Here is a 25,563-nt window from a genome sequence, read left to right as displayed (position 1 = left end):
ACAACTATTTTAGCAAATGCTCATAAATATTGAGCGTTTGCTGTGCCATGGCTGTAACAGTTAACTCTTGCCTTGCTCTCATGAACAAAGGTAAAAAATCTATTTGTGCTTGTAGAGTTAAAGCATTTTCTATTGCTTGTTGCAACTCTTTCACTTGTCCAATATTTGCAAGATATGGCTCTGGCAACCATTCTATAACACCATTTACACGAGTAGATGCCATCGTTTTATTTGCTTGTAAAGCTTCAACCATCACTAATGGAAATCCTTCACGATCCGAGGACAATACAACAACATCAGCGATTTGGATTAAATCACGAGCATCTGTCCTAAAACCTAAAAAAGCAACACGATCTAGCATTTTTTGTGCTGCTGTTTGTTGCTCTAAATCTGAGCGCAATGACCCATCACCAACAATAAAAAGATGTGCATCTATATTAGACATTGCGTGAAGTAGTAAACTTATATTTTTTACAGGCTCTAAACGTCCAATACACATTACTATTTTTTTAGAAGAATTTAATAAAGAATGTTGAATGTAGATTTCCGACTTTAGTTGTTGTTTTTGCTCGTCAGATAAATTTGGTTGTGTATATACCCCATTATAAACCACATACGCTTTTTCACTAGGAATTCCCTGCGTTAAAGCCTGACTAACTGCAATAACGGCATCTGCAAAAGTATAAATTGATTTGTTCTTTTTCGTACCATGGACTGTTGTTACAAATTTAACAGGTTTTAGCCATGTTCTTATTTTAGAGATCAATTCAGCAGCTTTTCCTGCTTGTGCATGTACAATATCTGGCTGAATTTTATTAATAATAGATTTTAGCTGGCAAAGTAAAAATATATTCCAACGACTACGAGAAAAATCTACAGCATGAAAACATACATGCGCATTAAATTTATCCGCGTAGCAAGGGTGTGCAATAATATGTACTTCATGTTGCTGAGATAATTCATTAACCAAGTTAAAAGTGTGTTGTTCTAAACCACCAACACCACCACTTGTTGCCAAAACTTGAACAATCTTCATAGATTATCCTGTTTATTTTTCATTTTTTGATGTTGCTCAAATAATTTAGCTTCCTTTAAAAATGCATAAAAAGCATTTACCATGCTGTTTACAAAGCCTCTCCACCCATTTAAGCAGCTACGTCTAATAAAATAAGACTTTATAAAAGTAAGAGGCATAACTAAAACCAACTTTAATAAACTCGGCACTTTACCTTTTTGGTATTTTTCTTGTGCTTTTAATTCAGAATATTGATTATTCTTTTCAACTTTAACAAAAATACTTGATTCACCATAATGGTAAATATCACCTTCTGCACGAACACTCTGACCATCTACAATCACATTTTCATGCACTTTATTTTCTAAGTCATATCGCCCTTTAGATTTACGAAAAAAACGTACCTTGGCATGCTTTTTTGTATATTTACTATTGGGAACACCTAAAAACACATCGTTAATTGGTGTAATTAAAGCATCCAATTGATTACTTTGTATCGTTTGCTCAATTTCAGCTTTTAATTCAGAAGATAAAACTTCATCACCATCTAAATTTAAAACCCAATCATTTTTACATTGCGCTAAAGCTAAGCTTTTTTGACCCGCATAGCCCTGCCAATCTTGATGAGAAATTCGCGTATTGGGAAATGATTCTGCAATAGCATAAGTAAGATCTGTACTGCCTGAGTCTAAAATAATGACCTCTGAAAAGTCTTTTACACTTTCCAGTGTACTCTCAAGCCATTCAGCACAATTTAAGGTTACGATATAAACACTACACGGAATCATAATTTATAACGTCCTTTGGCTAAAGCAATACGCATTTGCAAAGCATTCATTGCGCCATGTGTACTGACACGTGGAATATTAAATTGGTTAGTTTCTGTATAAGCTTCTACTTTTTTACGTGTAGATACAGCATTTTTAAAACCAATTTTTTTTGCCATTTGTTGATGTTTGTCATTAAAACGCCCAAATGGATAAGCAAAGCTTGGACATTTCCCTACTAAAACTTCTACATCTTTTTTTGATGCCTGCATTTCTGCAAATGCTTCCTCATCAGATAATTTCAACAAATTTACATGATGCTGAGTATGTGCACCAAACTCAATTAAGCCCGAAGCTGACATTTCTTGAATTTGTGCTGTATCTAACTTCTCAATACCTTCAATTTGTGTTGCTAAATAAATTGTTGCTTTCGCATTATATTTTTTGAGTAAAGGAAATGCATATTGGTAGTTATCCTGAAAGCCATCATCAAATGACAGGGCAAAAACATTACTCTGCCCCTCATACTGGTCAAGTTCGGAAACGAAACAAAAAACAGCCTGTTTTTTTACCAAATACTGCAACAACTGTTCAAATTTAGCCGGTGGCATATTCATACCTGAAGCTTCTGCATGGGGAGTTACTTGATGCAACATCACAATACGTGGCAATTTCGCACTGCGTAATGGTAACCAAAAGGTATAATTACCTAATAAGTAAAGTATTGCAGCAAAAACAATTAAACCAAGTACCACATAAACAAACCACATTAGATATACACCTCATATGCCCACTCATATGCTTCAGATAAAGGCTGATCAAAAGTAACTTCAAGCATAAATTGAGTAATACGTTTAGCATTAAAACTATGACGCGTTTTGCTCCAACCCAATTCTGCAATTTTTCTTGCCTCATCAGGATGATCTGCATAGTACTTAATTTTTTCAGCTAAATCATTTTGGTCGTTAAAATAGACAATTTCTTGTTCACTATACAGTTTTTCAAAATCAGGGATACGAGGGCTAAAAGTTAATAGACCATTACCCGTTAACTGTACAATACGATCTGAACTGTATAAAGTTACATCGTTTTTACGTGAATAATTTAACCCCATACGCGCTTCTGAAAGCACTTTATAATAACCTTTTCCATACACGCCAGCTTGCTCAAAACAACCATAATATTGGTATTTCAATGAATGTGCTTGAAGAGTATTTGCCAAGTCTTTCAAAAATTTTTCACGTTCTGGTTCTTTATAAACAACACCACAGAATATAAATTCTTTATCAATATTTGTAGATTCAAATTGTTTTAGTATTTCAACATTTGAATGCCCGACGTTAGGAAAATAAGCTACTTTTAAATTTGGCTGTTTCAATTTTTGAAGATATTCTCCACCAGTCGTACAAAAAATAGCATCTAAATATGGAGAAAATTCACGAACAAAACCAAGTTTTTGCTCCAAATACAAAGGATCAACATACCAAAATGCAATTTTTGTCTTTGGGAATTGTTGCTTGATCTCTTTTAACACCGTTGGACTCATTAAATCGCTATGTCCAATCAAAACTAGATCTGGTTCTAAATTAGAAACTATTTTAAGAACTTCTTTATTTGCCCAATTTGCCCCTAATTTTTTTGTTTTAAAAATAGTTCCCATTCTAGCCATATCACGAAAACTAAAGTCATATACAAAATGACCATTTTCAATCAAACCCGCAGAAATCTTACGGTCTGTACAATAAAAATGAGCACCTTGTTTGTTGAACCCAAAATTCGCAATATGTAATATTTTCATAAATCACTCAAGAAACAAATGAATGTCCCATTTATAGATTGGTATATTTTAATCGTTGTTAAAAAAGAATAATAGGATATAAGCTAGTCCATCATAACAATTTAAACAACTACACCTCATTTAACTAGCATCCTATTCGCCACACGCTCTGCTTCTTTAAAAGCAGTCGTAGAATATAATTCAGCAATTTGTCTAGCATTCGATACAAGTTTTTGATCAAGCAAATGCTGTACCGAACGCGTAATCCGATCCTCTTTCACTCGATCTATCTGAATAAGCCCTACTTTACAACCTGCAGTGAGTGCCTCGTATATCATAGATACGCTATCTTCAGTCACCCATACCGCTTCCGCTTTTTGCATCTCTTCAAAAATCCAACCCTGCGGCGTTTCTTCAACTGGAAAAATTTGTAGTCGTGAAGCAAAACTTTGCTGAGCCAATGTCGCTAAAAAATCAGCAGGTGTACGCCTAGAACTCGTCAAAATAATGTCACACTGCATATTCTGCTGCACGATCTGCCCAATCGCAGACAACACCTTATCTGCATTCCAAACATGCCGTTTAGATGAACCACCTAATGCGATCAAAATACGGTTTGGCATGTGTCGCTGCTCATTTTCAATTGGATTCAGCACACCTTTTGTAACAATCACATTGCCCTGTTTAGCAACACCATCATGTTCAGGAATAACCACATGATCAAACCAAGATAATGGAAAATTGGGTTTCATTAAAATCACGGTTTTCGCTTGCGGAAAAACCTTGCCCATCAAAAAAACACGGAATTGTGTATGACTGCCTACTCCAAAAATATAATCAGGTGGCTGCGATACTGCTGCAAGTTTTTGTTTCTTATATGCGGCCAACAAACTCAACAATGGTAAATGATCAATCGAAATTTCTTCAAAAGTGAACTCAATATGTGTTTGCTTTTGCATTGCCTTAAAAAGACCTAATGCCTGAGAGCGATGACCTGCCTTGCCATCACTCACATATACAATATGCATATTCACCCACCAGATCTAAAGCAAGAATCGCATTATTTTACTCTATCAAAGCATTTAAAGTAAGCAAAGCTACATCTCCTCAATGACTCGAAATATAAACTTCATTGAACTGTCACAAGGCTTGAATCCGCCTTTTCAGATTCAATGAGTAATTGAACCGCTCTTTCTCTAATTTCGGGAGTATAGTTTGGTTTTTTCATCGGAATAGTCTCTCAGAATATTGAGTCTCCGACAAACCCGGTACGGTTCAAATTGCCTTAATAGATTGACCTTGTTGATGAAGTATTTGGATTGTCCCTGCTTGCTCCAAAGTTAACATGTTGAGCAGTCCAAAAAGACCACTATATTAACCAAGGGGGTCAATTTTCAAATGCTGTTGGGGGGTCATTTTTACATTGCCGCTAACAGTAAATTCCATGAACTGCATGTGACCGGGAAAAGTCAGGTCGCTGAACAGGCATTAGTGCTGATTCAGAAACTGTATGCCATAGAAGCAGAACTCAGGAAAAAGACCGATGGTACAGCGGAAGACCGCCGCGAATACCGACAACAGCATAGCCAACCGGTGATGCAACAACTATATGAATGGCTCAACCAACATCATCTGACGGTGCCATCGAGTTCTCCCACCGCCAAGGTCATCAATTACACTCTGAAGCGTTGGCCAGCTTTAATCCGCTATTTGGATGATGGCAATCTACCGATTTGCAATAATTGGGTAGAGAATCAAATGCGACCTTGGGTCTTAGGGCGCAAGAACTGGCTGTTTGCTGGCTCGCTGCGCAGCGGCCAGCGAGCGGCGAATATCATGACTTTAATCCAGTCAGCAAAGCTGAATGGCTTGGATCCGTATGCCTATTTAAGTGATGTGCTGAAAAGGCTGCCGACGCATAAAGCGACCCAAATAGAAGAATTACGCCACATCGCTGGAAATCCAACTCAAATTAAAAAATAGGCATGGGGTTCAGCGGACGCTTACAGCGCAAGGAGTGAAAACACAGTTCTGAGCGAAGCGCAAGGCACGTAACATCCTTTACTTCACTCATAAAAAAACCCTTATATACAATAAGGGTTTTTTAAAGATTAAACTAAAACTTAGTTTTTCTCTTTGTCTACGATTTTGTTCGCTTGGATCCAAGGCACGAAAAAAATGGGAAAGCACTGCTTTCCCATTTTTTAAGGCACGTAACGCAACCTTAGTTCTTTTCTTTATCTACAATCTTGTTTGCTTGGATCCAAGGCATCATCGCACGTAACTTGTTACCAGTTACTTCGATACCATGCGCCGCATTTTGACGACGACGAGCAGTCATTGATGGGTAGTTCAACGCACCTTCTTGGATGAACATTTTCGCATATTCACCAGATTGAATACGTTTAAGTGCATTGCGCATTGCTTCACGTGATTGTTCGTTAATCACTTCAGTACCAGTTACATACTCGCCATATTCAGCGTTGTTAGATACTGAATAGTTCATGTCAGCGATACCGCCTTCGAACATCAAGTCAACGATCAATTTAAGCTCGTGTAAGCATTCGAAGTAAGCCATTTCTGGTGCATAACCAGCTTCAACAAGAGTTTCGAAGCCCATTTTAACCAATTCAACAGCACCACCACAAAGAACTGCTTGCTCACCAAATAAGTCAGTTTCAGTTTCTTCACGGAAAGAAGTTTCGATGATACCTGTACGACCACCACCTACACCTGAAGCGTAAGAAAGTGCAACGTTACGTGCATTACCAGAAGCATCTTGATGAATCGCGATAAGATCAGGAACACCTGAACCACGTTGGAATTCAGAACGTACAGTGTGACCAGGTGCTTTAGGTGCAACCATGATTACATCTAAGTCTGCACGTGGAACAACTTGGTTATAAAGTACAGAGAAGCCGTGAGCAAATGCTAAAGTTGCGCCTTGCTTGATGTTTGGCTCAATCACGTCACGATAAAGTTGTGATTGGAACTCATCTGGAGTCAAAATCATAACTAAGTCAGCTTGAGCAACAGCAGCAGGAACTTCAGAAACTTTAAGACCCGAATTTTCAGCTTTTTTCCAAGAAGCAGAACCAGCACGTAAACCTACAGTTACGTCTACGCCAGAATCTTTAAGGTTAAGCGCGTGCGCGTGACCTTGTGAACCGTAACCAATGATCGCTACTTTCTTAGATTGAATGATAGATAAGTCGCAGTCTTTATCGTAAAAAATTTGCATTGCTGTCTCCGCTAAAATGCTTAGGATTCCTATCTTACTCAAGTACTTGTCTATTCAGTACTTCAGTAAGCTCTCCATCCTTTGAGATGGAATGAATTCGATGAGTAAAATTAACTATGAAATTTAGTTAAATGGTTAAAACTTTTTCGCCGCGTGCGATACCTGACACACCTGAACGCACAACTTCTAAAATGGTGTTTTCAGCAATCGCGTCAATAAAACCATCTAGTTTTTCAGTTGTACCCGCAAGCTGCACCGTATAAGTCGTTGGTGTGACATCCACAATTTGACCACGGAAGATGTCTGCAGTACGTTTAATTTCAGCACGTGCAGCACCCGATGCTTTGACTTTAATCAGCATCAATTCGCGTTCAATATGCGGGCCTTCTGACAGGTCGACCACTTTAACCACTTCAACCAATTTATTCAGTTGTTTGGTGATTTGCTCAATTTTATGATCATCACCATAAGTTGTAAGCGTTAAACGTGAAAGTGTTGGGTCTTCGGTTGGCGCAACGTTTAAAGTCTCAATGTTATAACCACGTTGAGAGAATAAACCCACTAAACGAGAAAGCGCACCTGATTCGTTTTCAACGAGAACGGAAATAATGTGTCTCATTCTGTGCGCTCCCCTTTACCTAACCACATATCTTTCATGGATTGACCCGCAATTTGCATCGGATAAACGTGCTCTGTACGGTCAACCATTACGTTAATGAATACGCATTTGTCATTAATCGCCATCGCTTCTGCAAGCTTAGACTCAAGCTCATCGGCATGGTTAATTTGAATACCAACGTGACCATAAGCTTCCATCAATTTAGGGAAGTCAGGCAATGAGTCAACATAAGAACTTGAGTGACGACCTTCATAGTTCATATCTTGCCATTGTTTAACCATACCTAAAGCTTGGTTATTCAAGCATAAGATCTTAACGTTTAAACCATATTGCTTACAGGTAGAAAGCTCTTGGATACACATCTGAATCGATGCTTCACCCGTGATACATACAACCTGTTGATCTGGATAAGCCAGTTTAGCCGCCATAGCATACGGTAAACCTACACCCATAGTACCTAGACCACCAGAGTTCAACCATTGACGTGGACGCTTGTACTTATAGTAGTTCGCGCCAAACATTTGGTGCTGACCTACGTCAGAAGTAATGATCGCATCACCATTGGTCACTTTGTCTAAAGCTTCAACTACTTGTTGCGGCTTCATCGTGCCATCGGTTGGTTTGTCATATTTCAAACCATGAACTTTACGCCATTCATTGATCTGATTCCACCATGCAGCAATCGCTTCAGGGTTTGGCTTGGACACATTTAATTGCTTCAATTGAACCAACATTTCCTGAAGTACAGGTTCAACCGCACCTACAATTGGAATGTGTGCCATGATGGTTTTTGAAATTGTCGCAGGGTCAATGTCAATATGAATGACTTTGGCATTTGGACAGAATTTTGCAGGGTTATTGGTTACACGGTCATCAAAACGCGCACCAATACATAAAATCACATCAGCATTATGCATGGTCATGTTGGCTTCATAAGTACCATGCATGCCCAACATACCAATAAATTGTGGATCATTACCTGGGAACGCGCCCAAGCCCATTAATGTATTGGTTACAGGGAAGCCCAAGATGTGTGCAAGTTCAGTCAATTGCTCAGAAGCATTGCCTTGTACAACACCACCGCCTGAATAAATCACAGGACGTTTGGCATTTAATAGCTCATCAATTGCTTTGCGAATTTGACCTGAGTGACCACGATGCGGTGGTTGATACGAACGCATCTTCACTTTTTCTGGGTATTCGTAAGCAAATTTTTCTGCTGGGTTGGTTGCATCCTTAGGAATATCAACCACCACAGGACCAGGACGACCTGAAGATGCAATATAGAATGCCTTCTTAATCACTGAAGGAATTTCGCTTGCATGACGCACTTGGAAACTGTGTTTTACAATCGGACGTGAAATACCCACCATATCGGTTTCTTGGAAGGCATCTTCACCAATTAAGTGTGTTGCAACCTGACCTGACAAAATCACCATTGGGATTGAGTCCATATAAGCCGTTGCAATTGGAGTTACCGTGTTGGTTGCACCAGGACCTGAAGTCACCAGCACCACACCAGTTTTACCTGTTACGCGCGAGTAGGCATCTGCCATATGACCAGCAGCTTGCTCATGGCGCACAAGGTAATGATTAATTTTGTCTTGTTGAAAGAACGCATCGTAAATATGAAGTACTGCGCCGCCTGGGTATCCAAAAACATGCTCAACGCCTTCGTCCGCCAATGCGCGAACGAGCATTTCACCACCAGATAAAAGTTCCAACGTGATTCACCCTAGTCTTGTCACTGCAAAATGGGAGACACCTGCAGTGTTTTGTTCATTAATTCCTGCACTGTTATAGCACACATATTTCATAGTTTTCATGGCAATAGGAAAAATTTCTGATCTGATTACCGTATAAGCAATATGAGATCTAAAACGTGTTGGGGTAAACACATTTTATAAGCTTTGTTCAGCTTCTCGGCTAGAGAAGTTGCCCATTGCATGACATGACACTTATTCGAAGGGTGATCGATCTAAGGCACATAAAACTAAAGTGTGCATTTTTGTAGTTTACCCGACTAAAGTCAAGTTTAAAAATCGGCTTTTTCTGCTTTATTTATAAACTGGGTATTTTTTGCGCTTTGTGTCATCCATCACAATTTAATCCAAAGTCTAATATTTCCATATAAAACAAATAATTTCAGAGATTTGCTGAATTTTTTATAATTTTTTCATATCACATACATAAAAATAAAGAATGAATTAAAAAATATATAAATCGCTTGGTTATGATTCACCAACGCATTTCAGCTTATTTTAACTTGCAAATAGACAAGTCAATGCTCCAATTTTAAATAGGCGATATTGCAGATAAAAATCATCAAAAAATTGTCAATAAATCCTAGCTTCACGGGGAATTATTGCTAAAATTTAGCCAACATGATTTTTTGTAATTGGTTTTCTGCCATTTACCTTTTTTGCTCAGGACTTCCAAACATGAAAACGCCAATGATCCGCTTGAGTTGTCTTTCTGCAAGCTTGATTCTAATTTTTGCCACTAGCTCAGTTTCTGCAAAACAATATTACAAGTGGGTCGATGCAAATGGATCAACCCATTACACCACGACACCACCACCAAAAACAGCCAAGAAAAAAGGTAAAGTCGATACCTACGGCTGGAAAAATTCAGCACCTACTGTTGCCATTCCTGCAAATTCTACTGCGAACCCTGAGCCTACTGCTGCAAATGCAACAAACCAACAAGCGACACCAACCACAAATCATCCTGCAGGAAATCCAGCCATGGATCAGCAACAACGTGAAGCCAATGCAGCTTTAAATCAGGCACAACAAGAACGTGCCAACCCACAAGTTTTTTAAGTTTTAAGCCATAAAGTACGACTCGCTTAAATTTTCCTGCACAATCCAACGCGCAAAATTCAATTTAGCTGCATTTTGCGCTATGCTGTGTGACACACTTTTTTTAACCGTTTATTCCTGATTTTAACCTTATGACTACTCACATTGACCCTGAATATCAAGCCAGTGCGATTGAACCTCAAGTCCAGAATGACTGGGAATCTCGCAAAGCCTTTAAAGTTGCCGACACAGTCGAAGGTCCACATCGTTATATCCTCTCGATGTTCCCTTACCCAAGCGGCAAACTGCACATGGGTCACGTGCGTAACTACACCATTGGTGATGTAATTAGCCGTTTTCACCGTTTAAAAGGTGAAACAGTCTTACAACCGATGGGTTGGGATGCTTTTGGTTTACCTGCTGAAAACGCAGCGATTGCGCATCAGGTTGCCCCAGCTAAATGGACTTTTGAAAATATCGCCTACATGCGCGACCAATTGAAAAAACTAGGTTTGGCAGTAGATTGGGATCGTGAATTTGCCACTTGCACCCCAGAGTATTACCACTGGGAACAATGGTTATTCGTGCAACTGTATAAAAAAGGGTTAATTTATCGCAAACTCTCGACAGTCAACTGGGATCCTGTCGATCAAACAGTTTTGGCCAATGAACAGGTCGAAAATGGTCGTGGTTGGCGTTCAGGTGCATTGGTAGAAAAACGCGATATTCCAATGTACTACTTCCGCATTACCGATTATGCCCAAGAATTATTAGACGATTTAGAAACTTTAAAAGATGGTTGGCCACAGCAAGTCTTGACCATGCAGCGCAACTGGATTGGGCGTTCGCAAGGGATGGAAATCACATTCCCATCGGCAAATCCTGAAATTTATGCAGATGGTCTGACTGTATTTACAACGCGTGCTGACACGTTAATGGGTGCAACTTATGTGGCTGTTGCTGCAGAACATCCAATGGCGTTAAAAGCAGCAGAAAATAATGCACAATTAAAAGCCTTTATTGAAGAATGCCGCATGGGTTCTGTGGCAGAAGCTGACCTTGCCACTGCCGAAAAAAAAGGTATGGCGACTGGCTTGTTTGTGAAGCATCCAGTAACGGGTAAAGAATTGCCAGTGTGGATTGCCAACTATGTGTTGATGTCTTACGGTTCTGGCGCGGTGATGGCTGTACCTTCACACGATGAGCGTGATTTTGAGTTTGCCAATAAATTCCAATTGCCAATTATTCAGGTGATTGATGCCAAAGGTGCAGACGATGCGGACTTTGACACAACCCAATGGCAAGAATGGTACGGTTCTAAAGAAGGTAAACTGGTCAATTCAGGCGAATTTGATGGTTTAGATTTCCAAGCGGCTTTTGATGCACTTTTAGCGAAATTAGAGCCACAAGGTTTAGCCAACGTAAAAGTACAATTCCGTTTACGTGACTGGGGTGTTTCACGCCAACGTTACTGGGGTTGCCCAATTCCAATGATCAACTGTGAAAAATGTGGACAAGTTCCAGTTCCAGAAGATCAACTTCCTGTCATTTTACCTACCGATGTTGTGCCAGATGGCTCAGGCAACCCGTTAAATAAAATGCCTGAATTCTATCAAACCACTTGCCCATGCTGTGGTGGCGAAGCACGTCGTGAAACCGATACCTTAGATACTTTTGTAGAGTCATCTTGGTATTACGCACGTTACGCATCTCCAGACTTTACAGGTGGCATGGTCAAGCCTGAAGCTGCACAAACTTGGTTGCCAGTCAATCAATATATTGGTGGTGTAGAACACGCCATCTTGCACTTATTGTACGCGCGTTTCTTCCACAAACTTATGCGTGATGAAGGCGTGGTACAAGGCAATGAGCCATTTACCAACTTACTGACTCAAGGCATGGTCTTGGCTGACACCTTCTACCGCGAAGCAGAAAGCGGCAAGAAAACTTGGTTTAACCCTGCCGATATCGAGCTTGAAAAAGACGAAAAAGGTCGCGTTCTTTCGGCTAAATACATAGGCGATGGTCAAGCTGTGATTGTTGGTGGTCAGGAAAAAATGTCGAAATCGAAAAATAACGGTATCGACCCACAAGCCATTATTGACCAATACGGCGCAGATACTGCACGTGTATTTATGATGTTCGCTGCACCACCAGATCAGTCTTTAGAATGGTCAGATGCAGGCGTTGAAGGTGCGAACCGCTTCTTAAAACGTGTTTGGCGTTTAGCAGCAGGTTTCCTTGAAAAAGGCAGCAATACAACTGTAATTGACAGTAGTAAACTTGCTACAGCAGCGCAAGACTTACGTCGCAAAACCCATGAAACCATTCAAAAAGTGGGCGATGATATTGAACGTCGTCATGCGTTCAACACTGCAATTGCAGCATTGATGGAACTCTTGAATGCTTGCAACAAGTTTGAAGCGCAAAACGAACAAGACCTTGCGGTTGAACGCGAAGCGATTGTGACGTTATTGACCTTGCTTGCACCATTTGCACCACACTTGAGCCAAACCTTGTTGGCAGAGTTCGGAATTGAATTAACTTCTACCCTATTCCCTGTAGTCGATGAGTCTGCATTAACCCGTAACACTCAAACGATTGTGGTGCAGGTAAATGGTAAATTACGTGGCAAGCTTGATGTAGCAGTAGATGCATCTAAAGAAGACATTCTTGCACTTGCCAAAGCCTTACCTGAAGTACAACCATTCTTGACTGGGCCAACCAAGAAAGAAATTGTGGTACCGAATAAGTTAGTGAATTTGGTGGTTTAAGTGCTTTTAAACCTCCCTTTTTTAAAGGGAGGCTTGGAGGGATTTTATAAAACAATCCCCCTAAACCCTCCTACAAAAAAGGAATTAAAACAATTTCCAAACAAAGCCCGTTGTCAGTCAATGGGCTTTGCACCTACAATCAAGATATTCTCAACTTCCGCTTTTAAACTTTCAAGAATATTACAGAGGACAGCACATGCACTTTAGCCAACGTCTAGCAGTCATTGTTTTAACTTGTGGACTCAGTGCTGGCTTAGTCGGCTGTGGTTTTCATCTTAAAGGCACCAATCCAAGCATTGCACCTGTGGCTTATTCAAAAATGAGTCTGGCTTTACCGAGCAATGCTGAAGAATTAGAAGAAAAACTTTCTATTCACATGGGTACAGCGGGCGTACAACTCAGCAATGACCCTAATGCCTATGTACTGCGTGTGCTTGACTATACGCCACTTCGCTTGGAATTGAATGGCAAACTGGTAGAAACCTTGTTGCGTTTAAGCGTGACTTTCCGTATTGAAGATGCGCAAGGCAACCCGATCACCGAACCTCGTACAATCATGGCAAGCCGTAGTTATCAGTATGATGTCGCAACTGTGAATACCGATGATCAGGAACAAAAATTCTTAAAAGAAGTAATTATTGATGATGTGGCACAGCAAATTGTGCGTCAAATTTCATCTAATCGTTTACCTTTGGTCAATCCACCTGTGTATTCAAACCCTAAATAAGTTTTCGAGTGCGATTTTTTTATGAAACTTGACTATCTACAAGCCCTCAAACGTGTCGATGAAGCACGTGGCGTATGGATTTTGCATGGTCAAGAACCCTTACTCGAACAAAACTTGCTGGATGCTTTTCGTGCCAGTTGGCAAAAACAGGATATTGAACGTCAGCGTTATGATTTAAATAGCGTGAGCGATTGGAAAAATGTATTCAATGCCTTAAACAGTCTGTCACTGTTTTCGAGTCAATTGGCGGTTGAAGTACACGGCAATATCAAGCCTGATGCCAGCACACTAAAACAACTGAAAAGTTATATTCAACACAATGAACAAAACTTGCTGTTGGTGGTAATGCCGAAACAAGACAACAATAGTCTGAAATCCAGTTTTTTTCAGTTGATTGATGCCAATGGGGTCAATGTTGCACTCACGGCGAATTATCCTAAAGATCGGCAGCAGATTTTAGGTTTGGAAGCAGAAAAGCTTGGCATCCAATTGGGACATGATGCGTGGCAATGGTTGGAACAACATCATGAACACAACCTTTTGGCTGCCAAAAATAGCTTAATGCGGGTCAGTGACACCTTTCCTGAAATTCAGCAGATTCAGATTGAACATTTACATGCCTGTTTACAAGATCAATCCCGTTACAGCACGTATGATTTAAACGATGCTTTATTGGCAGGCAATCTGGCACAGTCCATGAAAATTTTTCAATACTTAATGGCTTCTGGAGAAACCATGAGTTTAATTTTATGGAGCATCAGCAAAGAAATGCGTCTACTGATGCAATTATTTGAACAACCACAAAATGCTTTGCAACTGGGTATTTGGAAAAACAAAGTCAGTGTTTATCAGCAAGCTTTGCGACGTTTAAATCCAAATAGTTTCTTGCAATGGCCCGCCCTGTTATTGCGTATTGATGCCGCCATAAAAGGGATGTCCAAGGAAAACCCTGAACATCTGGTGCTACAAGCCATTACAGAACTCTGTGGTAAAACACTGTTCGCTTCTCACTCGGCTTAATTTAGCAGACTTCATCAAATAATTTTTAAAATCATCTGCTTTTCAGAGGATTAGCTAAAGAAACGTGCAAACCAACTTTTACCTTTTTTCTGTTCCTGTGAACGCAAATAATGCAGCATATTGTCACGTACTGCATCGACATAATCCTGATCATCATGCTGAATATGGTTAATCAACCATTTAGACAACAAACGATACAAATCATGTTCTACCGATTCGCCATTGGCAAAACGCTGACGGCAATCATTCAAACGCTTCACAAAGAGTTCGTGAATACCACGATGTGATGGTAAGTATTGATAATTGACCTGTGACAACACGTTTTCTTCAAAGCTAAAATGCGATTGCGTATAGTCAATCAAGTCATCCAAGACTTCTTTGATTTGCTCCCGCGCACCTGTCGCCCGAATTTTTTCCAGCGCATTAATATAGTCCAGAATTTGTCGATGTTGATTGTCAATCACATCAATTCCGATATTAAATTTCTCACTCCACTCCATGATTTACCCCTCAGATTTTTTGCTTAAAGTCATGTTTTATTGCATCGTCCCGATGCCGTATTATCCTAATGATTAAATCCATAATTATTTTATGGAATTTGATACTAGCTGCTTTTAATTCTTAAATCCATATAGAAAATAAGGTTTTTTAAGCAACTTAGACCATAGTTGTATTTTTCAGCATTTATCATAAAAATTCATAAAATTATCATAGAGATGAAACAAACTACCCCACCTCGTTAACAGATGCTATTTTCACTTTTTTTATGGATGTAATACCGTACTCAGACTGTATTAAATCTAGCTCAAACCACCAATAAATAATTCTCATTTGCAGTTTCTTCAAAAAATTCACGATTTATCCTTATTTCACTTCTATAATCCTTTTAATTTCTTTTTCTGTTTTTTGACTCATGCCAAAAATAAAATCGACCAAACTTATTGCGGGAATTATCATTGCGCTGATGCTGGCATTTGCCGCTTGGTATTTTTTAAAACCCAAAGAACAACAACCGCAATACATTACTGCCGAAGTGAGCCGTGGAGATATTGAAAGTGCGGTGTTGGCAACAGGCGTACTTGAAGCCACCAAAATGGTCAGTGTTGGTGCGCAAGTTTCAGGTCAAGTCAAAAAAATGTATGTTCAGTTAGGCGATCAAGTCAAACAAGGACAGTTGATTGCCCAAATTGACTCCGTACGACAGGAAAATGAGTTTAAAACAGCGCAGGCCAGTATTAAAAACCAACAGGCACAATTGGCGGTTCGACAAGCCAATCTCGCCAAAGTCGCAGCAGAATATCAGCGTCAACAAGCCATGTATGCGCAAGATGCGACCTCACGTGCCGAACTTGAAACTGCCTTAGCCAACTATAAAACTTCACAAGCAGAAATTGCTGCCATTAACGCTCAAATTGAACAGTCACGCCTAACTTTAGACACGTCTAAAGAAAATTTAGGTTATACCCGTATTCTTGCCCCAATGGATGGCACTGTCGTTGCAATTGTGACCGAAGAAGGTCAAACCGTGAACGCCAATCAAAGTGCACCCACGATTGTTAAATTAGCCAAACTTGACACCATGACTGTAAAAGCAGAAATTTCTGAAGCGGATGTAATGAAGGTCGAAGAGGGACAAACGGTCTATTTCACCACCTTGGGCAACAGTGAGAAAAAACATTACGCTACTTTACGTCAGGTAGAACCTGCACCCAAATCCATCAATACCGAAAGCAATAACAATACGTCATCATCTTCAAGTTCTGCCGTGTACTACAACGCTTTATTTGACGTACCAAATGAAGACGGCAAGCTACGCATCAATATGACCGCACAAGTGTCCATTGTATTGGCAGAGGCACGCAATGTGCTGACCATTCCTGCTGCTGCGGTACAAGGTGTAAACCGTTCACGCAGTCGTGGCAACAGCAATAATTCAGACAGCAACGTACGTGCTGAGCGCGACAATACCGATGCCAGTTCTAGCAAACGCCCTGCCCGCTTGGAATTGACTACCAATGAAAAAGCCTTGGTTGATCAAGGTAAAGCCTCTTTAGGCATGGTACGCGTGCTGCAAGCCGATGGTTCAGCTCGACCACAATCGGTATTGCTTGGCTTAAACAACCGCGCATCAGTACAAGTCATTCGTGGCCTAAAACTGGGCGATCAAGTCATTATTGCCGATGGTTCCGATACCTCAAACGATGCGGCGAAGCGTGGTGGTCGTGTTGGCCCATCAGTGAGAATGTAAGATGAGTCAGTCACAACCTCTGTTAGAGGTCACCAATCTGACCCGTGAATTCCCTGCGGGTGAATCTACAGTGCAGATTCTCAAAGGCATTGACCTGAAGATCTACCCAGGTGAATTGGTTGCGATTGTAGGTCAGTCGGGTTCGGGGAAATCCACTCTCATGAATATTTTGGGCTGTCTGGATCAACCCACCACTGGCAGCTATAAAGTCAAAGGACGTGAAACCCGACAACTTGAAGCCGATGAACTGGCACAGCTACGTCGTGAATATTTTGGTTTTATTTTCCAGCGCTATCACTTATTGGGTGATTTAAGCGCTGCGGGCAACGTCGAAGTGCCTGCAATTTATGCAGGTGCCGATGTTGAAGAACGACAAACTCGCGCAACTGCGCTGCTCAGTGATTTAGGTCTAGCCGATAAAACCCAAAACCGCCCAAGTCAGCTTTCAGGTGGGCAACAACAACGTGTATCCATTGCACGTGCCTTGATGAATGGTGGCGATGTGATTCTTGCCGATGAACCCACAGGTGCACTCGACAAGAATAGCGGTATTGAAGTGATGCGGATTTTGCGTGAGCTAAATACCAAAGGTCACACCATCATCTTGGTCACACATGACCATAATGTCGCTAAAAATGCCACACGGATTATTGAAATCAGTGATGGGCTTATTATTTCTGATCAGCCCAACACACCTGCCGATCAGGATGATATTGCCCAACAAACCTTGCAACATCCGCCACAAAAAAGAACTTCAGCTTGGCGTTCTGTATTTGATCGTTTAGGTGAAGCCTTCCGCATGGCGCTACTGGCGATGAATGCGCATCGCATGCGCACCTTTTTAACCATGCTCGGGATTATTATCGGGATCGCTTCGGTTGTATCTGTTGTGGCACTTGGCAATGGTTCACAGAAACAAATTTTAGAGAACATCAGCAGTTTAGGTACCAACACCATTACCGTGTTTCAGGGGCGTGGTTTTGGTGATACCTCGCGCTCATCTCAGCTTAAAACCCTAATTCCTGCCGATGCCGATGCTTTGGCAGAACAACCTTATGTGGATGGGGTCAGCCCATCGGTCAATAGCAACGTCACAGTACGTTTTAAAGACACCGAGGCTTCTGCCACAGTCAATGGTGTGAGCGAAGACTTTTTCTATGTGCGCGGCATGAACTTCCAGTCGGGTCAGCCTTTTGACAAACACAGCGTGCTGGAACAAGCACAAGATGTGGTGATTGATCACAACACCAAAAATACATTTTTTAGTGATGGCAGCAACCCTGTCGGGCAAGTAATTTTATTGGGCAGCGTACCCAGCCGTATTATTGGCGTGGTCGAAGAACAAAAAAGCATGATGGGCAATGCCGACAGCTTAAATGTGTATTTGCCCTACTCTACGGTAATGAGCCGCATGCTTGGCCAAAGCCATGTGCGCAGCATTATTGTACGAGTCAAAGATGAATATCCAAGTGCTGCAGCAGAAAATGCCATCCTAAGTCTGTTGGTACAGCGTCATGGTGCGCAGGATGTATTTACTCAAAATGCCGACAGTATCCGTGAAACCATCCAACAAACTACCGCCACCATGACCTTACTGGTTTCTGCTATTGCAGTGATTTCACTGGTGGTCGGTGGAATTGGCGTAATGAACATCATGTTGGTCTCTGTCACAGAACGCACCCAAGAAATTGGGGTACGCATGGCAGTCGGCGCACGACAAAGCGATATTTTGCAGCAATTTTTAATTGAAGCCATTTTAGTGTGTATTTTAGGCGGTGTACTTGGCGTCTTGCTCGCACTCGGAATTGGGCAATTGATTAATCATGTGGCAGGTGGAACCTTTCAAATGGCGTACTCCACCACCTCGATTGTAGCCGCTTTTGTCTGTTCAAGCCTGATTGGAATTGTGTTCGGTTTTATTCCTGCACGTAATGCTGCCCAACTGAACCCTGTCGATGCGCTATCTAGAGAATAAGGAATTAGAGTAAGGAATGATGATGCGATTTAACCAGAAGTCACGACAATTCAGCCAACTCGTCACTGCGCTTTTTCTTGGCAGCAGCTTAGTGGGTTGTGCAGCCGTAGTCAAAACACCTTATCAGGCACCTGCTGTAAATATTCCTCAACAGTTTGAGCAGCAGCAAAAAAGCCAGCAAGTCCTTGCACAACTAAATACAGACCGTTGGTGGACACTCTTTCACGATGCTGCTTTAAATCAATTGGTTGAACAAGTCTTGGCGCGTAACAGTGACCTCGCGGTTGCAGGACTGAATTTACAACAAGCTAGATTACAAGCCAAACAAAGCCAAAGTCAGCAAGGTGTCCAGATTGGCAATGCAGGTATTTCTACAGGGCATCAATTTAGTTTAGAGGGCAATGGTGATACAGCGCGTGGGATTTCGCTGAATTATCCCGGACTGAGCTATGAATTGGACTTATTCGGTAAACTTGCCAATCAGACTGAAGCTGCACGTTGGGAAGCCTTAGCCACCGAACAAGACTTACAAGCCACCGCACAAAGCCTGATTGCAACCACTGCCAATTTATATTGGCAATTGGGTTATTTAAATGAACGCTATGTTGTCGCACAACAAAACCTTGCCAGTACGCAAAAAACGTATCAATTGGTCAGTGCGCAATATCGCGCGGGTGCAGTTTCAGGATTGGATTTAAACCAAGCCGAACAAGCCCTGCAAAGTCAAAAATCAACCTTGAGCCAAATTGCACAGCAAAAAGTTGAAACACGCACCGCCTTGGCAGTTTTACTGCATCAACCTGTGCAAATGTTGAATATCAATGAACCACAGAGTTTAGCCGCTGTTCGTTTACCGAATATTACTGCTGGCTTACCTGCAGAACTGCTGTCACGTCGTCCCGACTTACGTGCAGCCGAATTACGTTTACGTAAAGCCTTGGCCAATAAAGATGCCAATCGAGCCAGTTATTACCCATCCATCAGTCTTACAGGCACACTCAGTACAGGTGTCGGTACAGGCGCGCATACCTCTTTAAGCGATGCCCTAAAAAACCCAATTGCCACTTTAGGTGCAGGTTTAACCCTGCCATTTTTGCAATGGAATGATATGCAGCGCGATCTAAAAGTGAATGCTTTGGAATATGAAAAAGCCATTGTGCAATATCGACAAACTTTATATAAAGCCTTTGCCGATGTCGAAAATGCACTGTCAGCACGAACCACGCTGAATCAACAAGTCGCGCTGCAAAGCCGCAATTTAGCACTGGCAGAGAAAACTGAACGCTTAACTGAGGTGCGTTATCGGCATGGTGCGATTGCCTTAAAAAACCTGCTAGATGCACAAGAAACCACCCGCAATGCACGTTTAAGTTTATTGCAGACCAAGCAAAACCAATACAACGCCTATGTGACTTTATTGCAAGCGTTGGGTGGTAGTCCGATTCAAAACATTCAATAATGCAAGAGTTGATCTAAATTGATCACGATAAAAAAAGCCTGTGGATGATTTTAAACATCCACAGGCTTTTGCTTGCTTTGTATATAAACTTTGAAATTAAGTTTTCTCAGATAATAACGCTTCTTTACTTAATACTTGATGGCTACTGGTCGCAATTGGCAAACTGACTTTAAAAGTCGTTCCCACACCTTCTTTCGATTCCACCACAATTTGCCCGTGGTTCAAATCGACAAAACGCTTACACAACACCAAACCTAAACCAATACCCTTTTCACCTGCAGTGCCTTTAAAACTAACAGTAAGTTTAGGCTCGAACAGCGTTTCGAGTTGTTGTGCAGTCATGCCCAAACCCGTATCTTGAATATAAATATCCACACTGGTTTCTGTTTGCTCTGCACGTAAAATGACTTTGCCTGTGCCATCGGTAAAGGTAAATTTCAGCGCATTCGACACCAAATTTTGAATCACCGAGGTAATCATATTGATGTCGGCATAAACTTTAATGCCTTCTTCAACTTGATCAATCAGTTCAATATTTTTCTTGATTGCCAAACTTTTCAACACATCGCAAACAATTTTGGTCGATTGCTTTAACTCAAAATTAATTGGGTGATACACAAAGCGTCCACCCTCTGCCATCGCCCAATTCAATAAACTTTCTAGCAAGTTATAGGTCGATTGTGCTGTGTCGAATAAATAGTCGGCAATATTTTGAATACTAGAATCATCCAAAGTTTCGCGCTCTTGCGCTAAAACTTCCGAAAACCCCAATAAGCCATGAAATGGCGCGCGCAAATCATGCGCAATAATTTGGAAAAATTTGGTTTTACTAAAATTCAATGCAGACTGCTGTTCATACAGTTCTTTTAAGCTTGCATAATCAACTTTTAATTCAATATAACGCACCAAACCTGCAGCAAACTCCGCCACTGTCGGCAAAGCACCTAAACTAAACGCTTCTTCACGATGATCAAATAACAACAACTGCCCAATCGACTCCCCATCGGTTTTGAGTAAATCCAGTGCGATTAGGCGCGCGGCTTCTATCCCCAAACTTGCGATGTGCTGCACAAAATTTGCATATTGAGGATGTTGAGGTTCAATCAGTTGCTGACCTTGAAAGAAAGCGTCTAACCGTGCGTTTGGGTTGGCACGAAAGGCTTTAAAAACTTGATTGGTGGAATACCAGATGTACGGCTCATTTTTAAAAGTCAAAATGGCATGATCGACTTGCAGCATTTGACGGGCAAACTTCAAAAAACCATCAATTTGGTTACTTGGCGTATGTACACCCAATAATAACGAGAGTGTGCAAGCACTGAGTTGCTCCGTTTCAGGACCAATTTCCAGCAACTGTATTTTCATTTTTGCCTCGTTAATTAGAGTGTGCCGCGCCTATGAATTATTTTGTCTACAAAACTCATCCACTGAATTCAGAGTTAACTTACAAACTTTAACACAAAACACAAGCTTTCAAACTAATTTAAAAAACTGCGTAACAACTCGGCATTTCTTCTTTACTACTTGATTTTTTCATCTATGGATTAACAAGGGTTTAGCTCACGCTTGATTATGATTTTTGATGGATCAAACGGTGCTACAAACCCACTAAAAAATACGCTTATTTTTGTAAAATTTGGACCATAAAAATAGATCTAAACTTTTAAAATATAAATCAGGCTTTTTATCTGTAGATTTCCCTCCGTTTTTGAAGAAAATCTCAACTTCTATACAAGAGTTTACATTGCATCACACTGTAAAAAATAGAAGCAACATATTGATAAACATATAAAATAAATAGAATAAATATATCCACCTATCATTTTCATCGGTTATTTATCAAACATTCGACTTAAGTCGAACCCTCAACTGGTTAATTTATAATAAAATATACATATATTTTTGATGTCATATCTTCATCATACGATTTGATTAGTATTTCAACAGTAAATACTCAAGGCGATTTTTAGGTTTAAATAGGCTCATTTTTACATTAAGCCGTGTCTTGACTCGCACAAATGAGACACATCATTTCGTAGCGAAATGGCGTCATCACTGTAATTACGTTGACTGAAATGCATAGAGAGTCGATACTCTCAAGGTTAAATTAGGCAAATCGGTTCGCAGGGGCTGAGTCATCATCTCGCTCCTAAAAAACTCAATCAAAGCAAGGGGCTATATATGGCTGGTGGAAAGTCAAAAATCATTTACACACTGACCGATGAGGCGCCATTGTTGGCGACCTACTCTCTACTGCCGATCATTGAGACCTTTACTAAGCCTGCTGGCATCGAGATTGTCAAGAGTGATATCTCTGTAGCAGCACGCGTACTCTCTGAATTCTCGGAATACCTAAGCGAAGAACAGAAGGTAGCCGACAACCTCGCAGAGCTTGGACGTCTCACGCAAGATCCAGATACCAATATCATCAAACTTCCAAACATCAGTGCTTCAGTTGCTCAGTTAGTTGCATGTATCAAGGAATTACAAGCAAAAGGCTATGCAATTCCTGACTATCCTGAAAATGCGGACACTGAAGAAGAGAAAGCTTTACGCGCTCGTTTTGGTAAATGCTTAGGTTCAGCAGTAAACCCTGTATTACGTGAAGGTAACTCTGACCGTCGTGCGCCTGCTGCAGTGAAAAACTATGCAAAAAAACACCCACACTCTATGGGTGAATGGAAGCAATGGTCACAAACTCACGTTTCACACATGGATGAAGGCGACTTCTACCATGGCGAAAAATCGATGACGCTTGACCGCGCACGTAATGTAAAAATGGAACTCATCACTCATTCTGGTGAAACCATTGTATTGAAAGAAAAAGTAGCGTTACTTGATGGCGAAATCATCGATTCTATGTTCATGAGCAAGAAAGCACTTTGCGACTTCTATGAAAAAGAATTGGATGATTGTAAAGAAGCAGGCATTTTGTTCTCTTTACACGTAAAAGCGACCATGATGAAAGTTTCACACCCGATTGTATTCGGTCACTGTGTGAAAATTTACTATAAAGAAGCGTTTGAAAAACACGGTAAATTGTTTGAAGAACTTGGCATTAACGTCAACAACGGTATGGCAGGTCTTTATGAAAAGATCGAAACCTTACCAACTTCTTTACGTGAAGAAATCATCGAAGATTTACACGCATGCCAAGAACACCGCCCTGCACTTGCAATGGTGGATTCTGCAAAAGGCATCACCAACTTCCACTCTCCAAACGACGTAATTGTAGATGCTTCTATGCCTGCAATGATTCGTGGTGGCGGTAAAATGTGGGGTGCTGACGGTAAACCTTACGACTGTAAAGCAGTAATGCCTGAATCTACTTTCGCGCGTATTTACCAAGAAATGATCAATTTCTGTAAGTGGAATGGTAACTTCGACCCACGTACGATGGGTACTGTGCCAAACGTAGGTTTGATGGCGCAAAAAGCTGAAGAATACGGCTCACACGACAAGACTTTTGAAGTTCCTGCTGCAGGTGTTGCAAACATCACTGATATTGACACTGGTGAAGTGTTGATGACTCAAAACGTAGAAGAAGGCGACATCTGGCGTATGTGTCAGGTGAAAGATGCACCTATTCGCGACTGGGTTAAACTTGCAGTAACACGTGCACGTAACTCTGGTATGCCAGCAATTTTCTGGTTAGACCCGTACCGTCCACACGAAAACGAAGTGATCAAGAAAGTTCAAAAATACTTAAAAGATCACGACACGACTGGTTTAGATATTCAAATCATGTCACAAGTTCGTGCGATGCGTTATACACTTGAGCGTGTTGCGCGTGGTTTAGACACCATTTCTGTAACAGGTAACATCTTACGTGACTACCTCACTGACTTGTTCCCAATTATGGAGCTTGGTACTTCTGCGAAAATGTTATCTATCGTTCCGTTAATGGCGGGTGGTGGTATGTACGAAACTGGTGCGGGTGGTTCTGCGCCTAAACACGTACAACAACTTGTTGAAGAAAACCACTTACGTTGGGATTCATTAGGTGAGTTCCTTGCGCTTGCTGCTTCTTTAGAAGAAATGGGTATTAAAGAAGATAATACTCGTGCGAAATTACTTGCATCAACTCTTGATCAAGCGACCAGCAAATTACTTGATAACGACAAGTCTCCATCACGTCGTACTGGCGAACTGGACAACCGTGGCAGCCACTTCTACTTGGCAAAATTCTGGGCAGAAGCACTTGCTGCTCAAGATGAAGATGCTGAGTTGAAAGCGAAGTTTGCACCACTTGCACAAGCTTTAGCTGCAAACGAAGACAAAATTGTTGCTGAACTTGCGGAAGTACAAGGTAAATCGGTTGATATCGGTGGTTACTACGCAGTAGATCAAGCTAAAGTGAATGCAGTAATGCGTCCAAGCGCAACATTCAATGCTGCACTTGATGCAGCTCAATAAGATGATGCAAAACTAACCTAAGTTAGTGATGTAAAAAACCAGCGCTTCGGCGCTGGTTTTTTTACACCCTCATTTATATAGTGTTATGACAACTATTTCATTTTATGCTTAGATCTAAATTTTATGAATGTGAGTTATCAAAGGTTAGGATTTTTCATTCAACTATAGCCATAAAATAAGGAAAACCTAAAATGGCAAATTCATGGGGAATACCAAAGCACATAGAAGATGCGGTCTCGGAGCGAGACCTGTGCTGTGTATATTGCGGCAAAAAGTTTGGCACTGAAAGAGCTAATAAGAAGTCTTGTCAACGGCATTCTAAAATTGACCCCTTTCACCTTACAAATGGCAAAGTAAAATTGACCCCTTTGATCTCGTATTAAATTTCAACCTGGGGCTGAATCCCAATTCTTTTTTTATCCTTCAAACGATAACTCTCACCCGATATTTGTACCACATGACAGTGATGCAGCAACCGATCTAACATCGCAGCGGTCAACGTAACATCATCCGCAAACGACTTAGACCATTGGCTAAAGGGTAAGTTACTCGTCAATATCGTACTGCCTTTTTCATAACGCTTGGCAATCACGTTAAAGAACAGATTCGCTTCTTCACGTCCAAACGGTAAATAACCAATTTCATCGATAATCAGTAACTTTGGTCCCAGTACCGCACGTTGCATATAGGTTTTCAGTTTACCTTGCTGATAGGCTGTACT

18 protein-coding genes and 2 pseudogenes are annotated in these 25,563 nt (G+C 41.0%); 9 read left to right on the top strand and 11 right to left on the bottom strand.

The genetic code is table 11. The features are described from left to right. Positions 1-4 precede the first annotated feature (4 nt). The 5 genes from HX743_RS05650 to HX743_RS05630 form a co-directional block, all read right to left on the bottom strand. Positions 5-1,036, bottom strand: a complete 1,032-nt coding sequence (locus HX743_RS05650; protein WP_178318720.1) for a glycosyltransferase — start codon at positions 1,034-1,036, stop codon at positions 5-7. Beyond that, positions 1,033-1,803, bottom strand: a complete 771-nt coding sequence (locus tag HX743_RS05645) for a glycosyltransferase family 2 protein (protein WP_178318719.1) — start codon at positions 1,801-1,803, stop codon at positions 1,033-1,035. Before HX743_RS05645 ends, HX743_RS05650 begins: the two co-directional genes overlap by 4 nt. Next, positions 1,800-2,552, bottom strand: coding sequence for a polysaccharide deacetylase family protein (locus tag HX743_RS05640; RefSeq protein WP_178318718.1), 753 nt, complete (start codon positions 2,550-2,552; stop codon positions 1,800-1,802). Before HX743_RS05640 ends, HX743_RS05645 begins: the two co-directional genes overlap by 4 nt. Next, positions 2,552-3,580 (bottom strand): glycosyltransferase, encoded by a 1,029-nt coding sequence (locus tag HX743_RS05635; protein ID WP_178318717.1) that lies wholly within the window; start codon positions 3,578-3,580, stop codon positions 2,552-2,554. The genes HX743_RS05640 and HX743_RS05635 overlap by 1 nt, the downstream gene beginning before the upstream one ends. 116 nt (positions 3,581-3,696) lie before the next feature. Further along, a complete protein-coding gene (locus HX743_RS05630) occupies positions 3,697-4,587 on the bottom strand; it encodes a mitochondrial fission ELM1 family protein (RefSeq protein ID WP_178318716.1) in 891 nt (296 codons plus the stop codon). Positions 4,588-4,987: 400 nt separating this feature from the next. Here HX743_RS05630 and HX743_RS05625 point away from each other — a divergent pair. Beyond that, positions 4,988-5,535: pseudogene (locus HX743_RS05625) on the top strand (transposase); the annotation flags it as partial. Between the two features lie 248 nt (positions 5,536-5,783). On the opposite strand, the gene ilvC reads toward HX743_RS05625, so the two are convergent. The 3 genes from ilvC to HX743_RS05610 all read right to left on the bottom strand — a co-directional run bounded on the left by ilvC (position 5,784) and on the right by HX743_RS05610 (position 9,143). Continuing rightward, on the bottom strand, positions 5,784-6,800 hold the full coding sequence (gene ilvC / locus HX743_RS05620) for a ketol-acid reductoisomerase (protein WP_004974988.1): 1,017 nt from the start codon (positions 6,798-6,800) through the stop codon (positions 5,784-5,786). 127 nt (positions 6,801-6,927) lie between these two features. Then, on the bottom strand, positions 6,928-7,419 hold the full coding sequence (gene ilvN / locus HX743_RS05615) for an acetolactate synthase small subunit (protein ID WP_004974986.1): 492 nt from the start codon (positions 7,417-7,419) through the stop codon (positions 6,928-6,930). Then, positions 7,416-9,143 (bottom strand): acetolactate synthase 3 large subunit, encoded by a 1,728-nt coding sequence (locus HX743_RS05610; RefSeq protein ID WP_096902629.1) that lies wholly within the window; start codon positions 9,141-9,143, stop codon positions 7,416-7,418. The genes ilvN and HX743_RS05610 overlap by 4 nt, the downstream gene beginning before the upstream one ends. 729 nt (positions 9,144-9,872) lie before the next feature. Between HX743_RS05610 and HX743_RS05605 the strand changes: the two genes are divergently transcribed. The 4 genes from HX743_RS05605 (at position 9,873) to holA (ending at position 14,744) form a co-directional block, all read left to right on the top strand. Next, complete coding sequence (locus HX743_RS05605; RefSeq protein ID WP_372238842.1) at positions 9,873-10,244, top strand: DUF4124 domain-containing protein; 372 nt, start codon at positions 9,873-9,875, stop codon at positions 10,242-10,244. Positions 10,245-10,375: 131 nt separating this feature from the next. Further along, the gene (gene leuS / locus HX743_RS05600; RefSeq protein WP_178318715.1) at positions 10,376-12,997 is read left to right on the top strand and encodes a leucine--tRNA ligase; all 2,622 of its coding nucleotides are present in this window, start codon (positions 10,376-10,378) and stop codon (positions 12,995-12,997) included. Between the two features lie 196 nt (positions 12,998-13,193). Beyond that, positions 13,194-13,724 (top strand): LPS assembly lipoprotein LptE, encoded by a 531-nt coding sequence (gene lptE, locus HX743_RS05595; RefSeq protein WP_178318714.1) that lies wholly within the window; start codon positions 13,194-13,196, stop codon positions 13,722-13,724. A gap of 21 nt (positions 13,725-13,745) precedes the next feature. Then, the gene (holA, locus tag HX743_RS05590) at positions 13,746-14,744 is read left to right on the top strand and encodes a DNA polymerase III subunit delta (protein ID WP_178318713.1); all 999 of its coding nucleotides are present in this window, start codon (positions 13,746-13,748) and stop codon (positions 14,742-14,744) included. A gap of 50 nt (positions 14,745-14,794) precedes the next feature. Here holA and HX743_RS05585 read toward each other — a convergent pair whose 3' ends face one another. Beyond that, positions 14,795-15,244: a bacteriohemerythrin gene (locus HX743_RS05585; protein WP_178318712.1), complete on the bottom strand. Its 450-nt coding sequence runs from the start codon at positions 15,242-15,244 to the stop codon at positions 14,795-14,797. A 413-nt stretch (positions 15,245-15,657) separates the two neighbouring features. Between HX743_RS05585 and HX743_RS05580 the strand changes: the two genes are divergently transcribed. Genes HX743_RS05580 through HX743_RS05570 form a run of 3 tightly spaced genes read left to right on the top strand, consistent with a single transcriptional unit; the run spans position 15,658 to position 20,426 of the window. After that, on the top strand, positions 15,658-16,992 hold the full coding sequence (locus HX743_RS05580; protein ID WP_178318711.1) for an efflux RND transporter periplasmic adaptor subunit: 1,335 nt from the start codon (positions 15,658-15,660) through the stop codon (positions 16,990-16,992). A 1-nt stretch (position 16,993) separates the two neighbouring features. Beyond that, complete coding sequence (locus tag HX743_RS05575; RefSeq protein ID WP_178318710.1) at positions 16,994-18,967, top strand: MacB family efflux pump subunit; 1,974 nt, start codon at positions 16,994-16,996, stop codon at positions 18,965-18,967. Positions 18,968-18,989: 22 nt separating this feature from the next. Beyond that, the gene (locus HX743_RS05570) at positions 18,990-20,426 is read left to right on the top strand and encodes an efflux transporter outer membrane subunit (RefSeq protein WP_178318767.1); all 1,437 of its coding nucleotides are present in this window, start codon (positions 18,990-18,992) and stop codon (positions 20,424-20,426) included. Between the two features lie 96 nt (positions 20,427-20,522). On the opposite strand, the gene HX743_RS05565 is transcribed toward HX743_RS05570, so the two are convergent. Continuing rightward, a complete protein-coding gene (locus HX743_RS05565) occupies positions 20,523-21,791 on the bottom strand; it encodes a sensor histidine kinase KdpD (protein WP_004974961.1) in 1,269 nt (422 codons plus the stop codon). An 816-nt stretch (positions 21,792-22,607) separates the two neighbouring features. On the opposite strand from HX743_RS05565, the gene HX743_RS05560 reads away from it, so the two are divergent. Beyond that, positions 22,608-24,842: an NADP-dependent isocitrate dehydrogenase gene (locus HX743_RS05560; RefSeq protein WP_178318709.1), complete on the top strand. Its 2,235-nt coding sequence runs from the start codon at positions 22,608-22,610 to the stop codon at positions 24,840-24,842. A gap of 379 nt (positions 24,843-25,221) precedes the next feature. Here HX743_RS05560 and istB read toward each other — a convergent pair. After that, positions 25,222-25,563, bottom strand: a pseudogene (gene istB, locus HX743_RS05555) (IS21-like element ISAba8 family helper ATPase IstB); the annotation flags it as partial.

The sequence above is a fragment of the Acinetobacter sp. Swhac1 genome (genome assembly GCF_013390985.1).
GTDB lineage: Bacteria > Pseudomonadota > Gammaproteobacteria > Pseudomonadales > Moraxellaceae > Acinetobacter > Acinetobacter towneri.
Note: the sequence above shows the minus strand (reverse complement) of the source record. Positions and strands in the feature narration are given on the sequence as shown.